This window comes from Pantoea sp. EA-12 (assembly GCF_030053355.1).
GTDB lineage: Bacteria > Pseudomonadota > Gammaproteobacteria > Enterobacterales > Enterobacteriaceae > Pantoea > Pantoea vagans_C.
The window spans coordinates 120,090-127,546 of the sequence record NZ_JASGBY010000016.1; the positions used below are offsets into that span (position 1 = coordinate 120,090).

At 54.4% G+C, this 7,457-nt stretch carries 5 protein-coding genes and 1 rRNA gene; 1 reads left to right on the forward strand and 5 read right to left on the reverse strand.

Translation table 11 applies throughout. The features are described 5' to 3' along the window. Positions 1 to 12: 12 nt before the first annotated feature. On the forward strand, positions 13 to 843 hold the full coding sequence (iclR, locus tag QMZ30_RS20880; RefSeq protein WP_058973919.1) for a glyoxylate bypass operon transcriptional repressor IclR: 831 nt from the start codon (positions 13 to 15) through the stop codon (positions 841 to 843). On the opposite strand, the gene aceK is transcribed toward iclR, so the two are convergent. The 5 genes from aceK to rrf form a co-directional block, all read right to left on the reverse strand. After that, positions 840 to 2,573 carry a bifunctional isocitrate dehydrogenase kinase/phosphatase gene (aceK, locus tag QMZ30_RS20885; RefSeq protein WP_283228818.1) on the reverse strand — a complete coding sequence of 578 codons (1,734 nt, stop codon included), beginning with the start codon at positions 2,571 to 2,573 and terminating at the stop codon, positions 840 to 842. The genes iclR and aceK overlap by 4 nt on opposite strands. 49 nt (positions 2,574 to 2,622) lie before the next feature. Then, the gene (gene aceA, locus QMZ30_RS20890) at positions 2,623 to 3,924 is read right to left on the reverse strand and encodes an isocitrate lyase (protein WP_283228819.1); all 1,302 of its coding nucleotides are present in this window, start codon (positions 3,922 to 3,924) and stop codon (positions 2,623 to 2,625) included. A gap of 16 nt (positions 3,925 to 3,940) precedes the next feature. Further along, the gene (gene aceB / locus QMZ30_RS20895; protein WP_283228820.1) at positions 3,941 to 5,539 is read right to left on the reverse strand and encodes a malate synthase A; all 1,599 of its coding nucleotides are present in this window, start codon (positions 5,537 to 5,539) and stop codon (positions 3,941 to 3,943) included. A 271-nt stretch (positions 5,540 to 5,810) separates the two neighbouring features. Beyond that, positions 5,811 to 6,740, reverse strand: coding sequence for a homoserine O-acetyltransferase MetA (metA, locus tag QMZ30_RS20900; protein ID WP_283228821.1), 930 nt, complete (start codon positions 6,738 to 6,740; stop codon positions 5,811 to 5,813). A gap of 354 nt (positions 6,741 to 7,094) precedes the next feature. After that, a 5S ribosomal RNA gene (rrf, locus tag QMZ30_RS20905) occupies positions 7,095 to 7,210 on the reverse strand. Positions 7,211 to 7,457 lie beyond the last annotated feature (247 nt).

Below are 7,457 nucleotides of genomic sequence, written 5' to 3' on the forward strand. Positions count from 1 at the left end.
AGTGGAGACCTTATGGCTACCCCAGTACCAGCGAAGCGTGGTAAGAAACCGCGTGCCGCCACAACCACCAGCGCGCCAGCCGGTGGGCAAGTCCAGTCACTGACGCGTGGTTTGCGTTTACTTGAACTGATTGCCGAATCGCATGGCAGTGTGGCCCTGACCGAGTTGGCGCAGCAGGCGGGATTACCCAATTCAACCACCCATCGCCTGCTCTCAACCATGCAACAGCAAGGATTTGTGAATCAGGTCGGGGATCTGGGGTTCTGGACGATTGGCTCCCATGCTTTCGTGGTCGGCAGCAGTTTCCTGCAAAGCCGTAATCTGCTGGCGATTGTGCATCCGGTATTACGGAAGTTGATGGAAGATGCCGGAGAAACCGTCAATCTGGCAGTGCTGGATCTCAGCGATTATCAGGCAGTGATTGTCGATCAGGTGCAGTGTACGCAACTGATGCGCATGTCAGCCCCGATTGGCGGTAAGCTGCCAATGCATGCGTCGGGCGCGGGCAAAGCCTTTTTGGCTCATCTCAGCGACGAGCAAGTCACCGCACTCTTGCATCAAAAAGGGCTGCATCATTACACGCCGAAAACATTGATGTCGCCGCACAGCCTGAAAGAGAACCTGGCGTTGATCCGCAAAATGGGCTTTTCCCATGATGATGAAGAGCACGCGTTGGGCCTGCGCTGCGTGGCCGCACCGATTTATGACGAACACGGTGAGCCGTTCGCCGCAATCTCTATTTCCGGCCCGATAGCGCGTATGACGGACGATCGCATCACCGAACTGGGTGCGTTGGTGATCCGTGCCGCCAAACAGGTGACGCAGACCTATTCAGGCCGTTAAGCGGCCACCGTGGCGAACCGCGTGCTGAAGCTTTGCGAGGCGCGCCACGCAATCACCTCTTCAATATGCCCTTCCCCGATGCGCGTTTGCAGCGCGCGCCACCAGCGGGGATCAAACAACTGTGAATGCAGTGCTTGCAGTAATTTTCCGGTGCTCGGCTCGCTACAGAGTGCATAGCGGAAGGTCTCTGGGAACACATCATCCGGCCCGACGCTGTACCAGGGTTCAGCCTGTAACTCATCCTCCTCATAGCGCGCGGCTGGCACATCGCGGAACTGCAATTCTGTCATCGGCCGAATTTCGTCGTAGTCGTAAAACACCACCCGCCCATGGCGCGTCATGCCGAAGTTTTTAAACAGCATATCGCCAGGGAAAATATTGGCTGCCGCCAGCTGGCGTATCGCATCACCGTACTCACCAATCGCATGCTGACGCTGCTCAGCTGTCGCCTGTGCCAGCCACAGATTGAGCGGCTCCATGCGACGTTCCAGCCACAAATGGCGGATGATCAGCACATCATCACGCCGCTCAATTTTCTCCGGGATATCGCGCTCAAATTCCTCCATCAACGCGTGCGGAATACGCGCGAGCGGTATGGCGAAGTGCTCGAACTCTTGCGTATCGGCCATGCGCCCGACACGGTCGTGCTCTTTGACCATGCGATAACAGTCGCGCACCTGCGCATCCGTGACCTCTTTTTGCGGCGCAAAGCGGTCTTTAATCACTTTGAAAACGCGGTCAAAACCTGGCAGCGTAAACACCAGCATCACCATGCCGCGAATACCGGGTGCGATGGTGAAATCCTCGTGGCTGTGTGCCAGATAATTCAGGTACTCGCGGTAACACTCGGTTTTACCGTGCTTTTGACAGCCAATCGCCATATATCGCTCAGCAATGGTTTTACTGGGCAGAATCGGTTGCAGCCAGGCCACCAGCGCCGCAGGCACCGGGGCGTACACCATGAAGTAAGCACGAGCAAAACCAAACACGATGCTGGCATCATCGCTGTCGGTTAAACAGGTGTCGATCCACAAGCGACCGGCCTCATCGCGTTGGATCGGCAGCAGGCAAGGCACCATGCCATCACTCAACTGCAAACGCGCGACGATCCATGCCGTTTTATTGCGATAAAACAGCTCACTGGCGACATCCAGCGTGGCGGTTGCTAACTGGGCTGGCGAGAACTGCTCGTGCAGATGACGGACAATCCAGCCGATATCACGAGTGAGATCCTGCCAGGGTAAGCGCAGGGGAATGTCATTCAGCACCTGACGCAGTAGTTCGTGCCAGCTGCCTTGTGGGCAATAAAGCCGTGACAGCGGACGCTGTGCCACCGGCGCTGACGCATAGGGTTGCGAGGGAAAGATAAACAACCGGTTGGGATCGAGATGGCTGTGGCCTTGTAGACGGCAGTAGACCGAATTAAAAAAGCTTTCGGCAATTTCATGGCGCGGATAGCCAGGCAACAGCGTCTCATAGTGACTTTTCACTCGCAGCCAAAAAGCGTCATCCCAGTTCGACACATCATTGAGAATACGCAACTGGTTTGCAACCAATCCCACATGATGATCATAAAGGTGGATACGCGCTTTCATCGCCTGCTGCACGGCGTGCCAGTCAGCCTGTTCAAAGCGCTGCTGAGCTCCTGCGGTAATGTCCAGAAAGCGGCCATACTGCGCATCAAAGCCCTGCAGGATGGTATGGGCGATCAGAGATTCTCTCGGTGTCATCGACGACGCTCCTGCAAAGTGAGCCCATCCATGGGCGGAGGTGAGGCGCTTAGAACTGCGCGGCTTCCGTGGAACCGGTCAATGCGGTGACGGATGACTGGCCGCCCTGAATGACGTTGGTGACGCGGTCAAAGTAACCGGTGCCCACTTCCTGTTGATGAGAGGAGAAGGTGTAGCCTTTTTCACGCGCGGCGAACTCGGGTTGCTGCACTTTCTCAACGTAATGACGCATCCCTTCGCCCTGCGCATAAGCATGTGCCAGGTCGAACATGTTGAACCACATGCTGTGAATGCCGGCCAGCGTGATGAACTGGAAGCGATAACCCATGTCGCTCAATGCCTGCTGGAAACGGGCGATGGTGCGGTCGTCGAGATTCTTCTTCCAGTTAAACGACGGCGAGCAGTTGTAGGCCAGTAATTTGCCCGGATACTGCGCGTGAATCGCATCGGCAAATCGCTGCGCCAGCTCCAGATCCGGCGTCGAGGTTTCACACCACAGCACGTCAGCATAGGGCGCGTAAGACAAGCCGCGGCTGATCGCCTGTTCAATACCGGCACGCGTGCGGAAGAAGCCTTCAGAAGTACGTTGCCCGGTGATAAAGGGCGCATCACGCTCATCGCAATCGGAGGTGATGAGGTCAGCTGCATCCGCATCAGTGCGCGCCAGCAGTATGGTCGGCACCTCCATCACGTCGGCAGCCAAGCGTGCGGCCACCAGTTTCTGGATCGCCTCCTGCGTGGGCACTAAGACCTTGCCGCCCATATGACCGCACTTCTTCACTGATGCCAGCTGATCTTCAAAATGCACGGCGCCCGCCCCGGCTTGAATCATCGACTTCATCAGTTCAAAGGCATTGAGCACGCCACCAAAGCCCGCTTCCGCATCGGCCACAATCGGCAGGAAATAATCGATAAATCCGTCATCTTCCGGTGAGATGCCATTTGCCCACTGAATCTGGTCGGCACGCTGGAAGCTTTGGTTGATGCGCTCAACCACGTTCGGCACCGAATTCGCTGGGTAAAGCGATTGATCGGGATACATCTGCCCGGCCATATTCGCATCCGCCGCCACTTGCCAGCCCGAAAGGTAAATCGCCTCAATGCCTGCTTTAGCTTGCTGTATCGCCTGGCCGCCGGTTAAAGCGCCCAGACTATTGATATAGCCTTTGGTGGATTCACCATTAAGCAGTGACCACAGCTTCGTTGCACCGCGCTCTGCCAGCGTACATGCCGGATTCACCGAACCCCGTAAGTTGATAACATCTTCCGCGCTGTAGGGGCGCGTTATCCCCTCCCAGCGCGCGTCGTTCCAGCTCGATTCCAGTTGTTTAATCTGTTGGTTACGATTCATAGCGTTATCTCCAGGTTCAAGGCAGCAGGCGGTAGCCCGGCAGAGTAAGGAAAGAGACTAATTCGTCAGCGGTGGTGATTTGTGCCATCAACGCAGCGGCATCGGCAAAGCGACCGTGGCGGAAGCGCTCCTCACCGAGGGTGTGCTGCAACGCCTGCAACTCTTCGTCCAGCAGTTGCTCGAACAGTGCGGCGGTCACCAGCTGGCCATCACTGAGAATCTGTTTGTGGTGGATCCATTGCCAGATTGAGGTTCGGGCGATTTCCGCTGTGGCCGCATCCTCCATCAATCCGTCAATGGGTACGCAGCCATTGCCACCAATCCAGGCTTCGAGGTATTGCAGTGCCACACGAATGTTGGCGCGCATGCCAGCTTCCGTGCGCTGGCCGCGGCAAGGGCGCAGCAGCCGTTCGGCGGTGATGGGGCCATCCTGATCGCGACTGACAGACAATTGGTTGGGTTGATCACCGAGCTGACGGTCAAATACCGCCATCGCGATATCCGCCAGGCCTGGATGCGCCACCCAGGTGCCATCGTGACCGTTACCCGCTTCGCGCGCTTTGTCTTCCTGCACCTTCTGCATCACCCACGCATTACGTTCCGCATCCTTGCTCGGGATCAGGGCTGACATCCCGCCCATCGCCAATGCACCTCGGCGGTGACAGGTTTTAATCAGCAGGCGCGAATATGCATCAAGGAAGGGCTGATCCATGCTGATTTGCTGGCGGTCTGGCAGGATGCGATCGCCGTGCTGAGCCAGCGTTTTGATGTAGCTAAAGATGTAATCCCAGCGGCCGCAGTTCAGGCCGACAACGTGATCGCGCAACTCCCACAGGATCTCATCCATCTGGAACACGGCAGGCAGCGTTTCGATTAATACCGTGGCTTTGATGGTGCCTCGCGGCAGATCGAAGCGATCTTCGCTGAAGCGGAAGATCTCACGCCACCATGCCACTTCTGCTGCATGCTCGGTTTTTGGCAGGTAGAACCAGGGGGCATGGCCTTTTTCCAGCAGCGCATCCACGTTGTGGAACAGATAGAGCGCAAAATCGAACAGCCCGCCAGGAATAGCACGATCGCGCCATTCAACATGCTTTTCACTTAAATGCAGACCGCGCACACGGCACATCAACAGCGCGGGATCGGATTTCAGTTGATAGATCTTGCCGGCTTCACTGGTGAATCTCAGTGTGCCTTTCACCGCATCACGCAACGTCAGCTGACCCTCCATCAATTTCTGCCACGTCGGTGCCAGCGAATCTTCGAAGTCGGCCATGAAGACGTTGACGTTGGCATTCAGCGCATTGATCACCATTTTGCGATCGGGTGGCCCGGTGATCTCCACGCGGCGATCGCGCAGCAGTTGAGGGATGGGTCTGACTTGCCATTCACTTTCACGAATGGAAGCCGTTTCCGAATCGAAGTCTGGCAACGTCCCTTGGTCGTAACATTGCTGGCGCTGCAGGCGTGCTTTCAGCAGACGTTCACGTTCCGGCGCAAAACGCGCGACCAGCGTGTGCAGGAAATCGATGGCTTCCGGGGTAAGCAGCTGCTTTTCCGCGTGAGTAAAGGGCTGATTGAAAGTCAGCGTGTTGTGGATTACTGAGTCTGTCATGCGGGCTGCTCCTGTTTTGATCCGTCTCCGGGCGATCGGATCCGGGTGTAGGGTGTTTTATAACCGGCAAGATCAGAGCATAATGATTTTTATTTTATTTTCAAAAACTATTTCCATTTTTATATTTATATGAATTCATCACATTGATTAATATGTAATTTAATCTCTCAAATTAAAGGCAATAAATTCCACTTTCTGAATGACAGGCAAAAAAAAGCCGCGCTAGCACCAGGCTGTCGCGGTAGGATCGTTTGGGAATGTGTTCGCTGGTCTATTCGAGCGTTGGGTTCATATGACGCAGATCGAAAGGCGTTATCTGATATACGTAGTAGTTCAGCCAGTTAGAGAACAGCAGATTGCCATGACTGCGCCAGGTGGCGCGTGGCGGCAATTCAGGGTTGTCTTGCGGGAAGTAATTAAAGGGCACTTCCGGGTGCAGGCCAGCATCGTAATCGCGATGGTATTCGCCAGAGAGCGTCAGGGCATCGTACTCCGGATGGCCAGTCACGAACGCCAGACGCTTGTCTTTGCTCGCCATCAGGTAGGCGCCTGTGGTCTCTGATTCCGCAAACAGTTCCAGATCGGTGTAATCACGAATTAACTGGCTGGGGAAATCGGCATAGCGTGAATGCGGCGCGAGGAAATTGTCGTCAAATCCACGGGTTAACAATGCGTGTGGGTGCAGAATCTGATGCTCGTAGACACCAGAAAGCTTGTTCTGACGCGTCTGTTTTGGGATGCCATACAGAATGTTCAGAGCCGCCTGCACAGCCCAACAGACAAATAGCGTTGAGGTCACGTGTTCTTTTGCCCAATGCAGCACACGCTGAATCTGTGGCCAGTATGCCACATCATTGAAATCCACCAATCCCAGCGGTGCACCCGTCACAATCAGTCCATCGAAGTTGTCGTGCTCGATGTCTTCAAAATTGCAGTAGAAGTTATTCAGATGCTCGCTCGGGGTATTGCGTGACTCTCGGCTATCGATGCGCAGCAGCTGTACATCAATTTGTAATGGCGAGTTGGAAAGCAGCCGTAAGAACTGATTTTCCGTCTCGATTTTCTTCGGCATCAGGTTAAGGATCAGCACTTTGAGTGGACGAATCTCCTGAACACTGGCACGCGATGAGGCCATGACAAAGACGTTCTCATTGCGTAAAAAATTCACTGCCGGCAATTCGTCGGGGATCCTGATTGGCATGATCTACTTACCTCTTACTTTTATAACCGTATAAACGTTTAGACATCCAGATGCCCGAGGTTAGCCTGGCATTAGGTGAATGTCGAGTCTTCATGCAGTTTATGAAAATGTTTCAGCTTGAAGCGAGATTTAAGAGGTGAATACGGCGGTTTGCCACCCATTTTGACGGAGTTGGTGCTGATCTTTATGCTTATTTTGCATATGTAGTAGGTATATTGGAGGAATTTTAAGCGCTGGTATTGGGGCTTTTTAGGCGGGTTTGATCTTTTTCGTATCGAATTTAGTCTGCTTTCAGCGATCTGCAGACGTAAAAAAGCCCTGAACTTTCGTTCAGGGCTTCTTCACTTAATTGATGCCTGGCAGTTCCCTACTCTCGCATGGGGAGACCCCACACTACCATCGGCGCTACGGCGTTTCACTTCTGAGTTCGGCATGGGGTCAGGTGGGACCACCGCGCTAAAGCCGCCAGGCAAATTCTGTTTTCGTCCGCGTATTTTGCATTCTGACTGCGTTGCTGCATTCGCGCTGCTCAGTCACATACTCATGTATGCTCCTTCACATCGTCTCATTTGCCGCCTTGTCACAGCACAAAATCCACTGGACTTAATCCGGTGAACTGAGCTGAAAATCTACTGCGTCTTCTCAAAAACGCCTCTGGCGTTGTAAGGTTAAGCCTCACGGGTCATTAGTACCGGTTAGCTCAATGCATCGCTGCAC

Excerpts from the sequence above, each read along its gene's own strand:
- iclR (WP_058973919.1), top strand. The coding sequence starts at position 13 with ATGGCTACCCCAGTACCAGCGAAGCGTGGTAAGAAACCGCGTGCCGCC.
- aceK (WP_283228818.1), bottom strand. The coding sequence starts at position 2,573 with ATGACACCGAGAGAATCTCTGATCGCCCATACCATCCTGCAGGGCTTT.
- aceA (WP_283228819.1), bottom strand. The coding sequence starts at position 3,924 with ATGAATCGTAACCAACAGATTAAACAACTGGAATCGAGCTGGAACGAC.
- aceB (WP_283228820.1), bottom strand. The coding sequence starts at position 5,539 with ATGACAGACTCAGTAATCCACAACACGCTGACTTTCAATCAGCCCTTT.
- metA (WP_283228821.1), bottom strand. The coding sequence starts at position 6,740 with ATGCCAATCAGGATCCCCGACGAATTGCCGGCAGTGAATTTTTTACGC.